Origin of the sequence: Amycolatopsis sp. NPDC059657 (genome assembly GCF_042734395.1) — a bacterium.
Lineage (GTDB): Bacteria > Actinomycetota > Actinomycetes > Mycobacteriales > Pseudonocardiaceae > Amycolatopsis.
On sequence record NZ_JBHWEB010000272.1, the window covers coordinates 1 to 1380 of the forward strand.

At 66.0% G+C, this 1380-nt stretch carries 1 protein-coding gene; it reads right to left on the minus strand.

Going from position 1 to position 1380, the window contains the following annotated elements:
* Positions 1 to 17: 17 nt before the first annotated feature.
* Positions 18 to 1280 carry an SGNH/GDSL hydrolase family protein gene (locus tag ACFV15_RS48170; protein ID WP_378360248.1) on the minus strand — a complete coding sequence of 421 codons (1263 nt, stop codon included), beginning with the start codon at positions 1278 to 1280 and terminating at the stop codon, positions 18 to 20.
* Between the last annotated feature and the right edge of the window lie 100 nt (positions 1281 to 1380).

The following is a 1380-nucleotide window of genomic DNA, read 5'->3' on the forward strand; positions in this document are numbered from 1 at the left end:
CCCACATTATAAAATCTTCACCCCCCCCCCCCCGCCCCTTGTCGCGCGCGTTTTAAACCCCCCCCCACCACCACGGCTTCGGCCATGGCGCGGTAACCCGCGTCGCCGGGGTGCAGATGATCACCGGAATCGAACTGCGCCCGCATCTTCAGCGGATCCTGCGGGTCCCGGATCGCCGCGTCGAAATCGACCACGCCGTCGAACACCCCGCTCGTGCGGATGAACTTGTTCACCGCCAGCCGGGTCGCTTCCAGCGTTTCGTCGTACACGCGCCACCCTTTGAACGGTGTCAGCGTCCCGCCCAGCACCTTGATTCCATGCGCGTGCGCACGGGTCACGAGCTGTTCATAAGCGGCCGTGATCTGAGCCGGATCGGTTTGATGCGGATCCTGCTGGATGTCGTTGATTCCCTCTAACACGATCAGTGTGCGAACGGACGTTTTAGTGAGCACATCGTCGTTGAAGCGAGCCAATGCGTTGCGCCCTGCGCCACCGGGGCCGCCGAGCAGCAGCCGGTTCGCGGAGATCCCCGAGTTCACGATGCCGAGGTTCTTCGTGCGATCGGCCAGATAGTCGGGCCAGCGCCGGTTGGTGCTCCCGGTCGAGCCGACCCCGTCGGTGATCGAATCGCCCAAAGTGACGACCGAACCGCGCGCGCCGGAGGCGCGGACATCCACTCCCGTCACGTAATGCCAGACGGCCGTGGTCTCGTTGTACGCCGTTCCCGCGGTGTCCAGCGCGTGATCGCCGTTGCGCGTGAAGAACGACGTCTGACTGGCCGCCGGGTGATACGTCACGGGCCCGGACGGCGTCGGCACATACGTGGTGACCAGCAGATCGGAGTCGGCCGGAATCGCCAGGTCGACGCTGTCGCTCTGCACCTCGGCGCCGACGGGGATCGTCACGGTCGCGCGTTTGCCGAAGGTGAGTTCCTTGACCGTGCCCGGTTTCGCGTCCGCGGTCCCGGCTCGCGCGGCGACGGCCACCGAGCTGTGCCCGATCACCAGCGGCGAGTTGCCGAACGCGTTCGACAGCGTCACGCGAGCCGACCTGCCACCCACACTGGTATGGACCACGTTGCGGATCGAGAAGTTCGGGTGGCCGTTGTCCGTGCCAGGCACCGGCCCCGCCGCCGAAGCGCCCCAGGTGCCGACCCAGGCCCCTGGATCGGGTGGTGCCGGGAATTGCGCACTCGCCTGCGCGGCGCTGAACACCACGGCGGCGGACACTCCTAAAGCGACAACGCGGATCTTGCGCACGAAACCTCCCGCAGTCGGCAACAATCCGACTATAGGAGGAAAGGGTGGGTCCTCAACCCCTGCGTTCCGTTCTGTCCGGTCTTGTCCTGCTGGGGTCGTGAGTGTTCCGGACGGTTAGAAC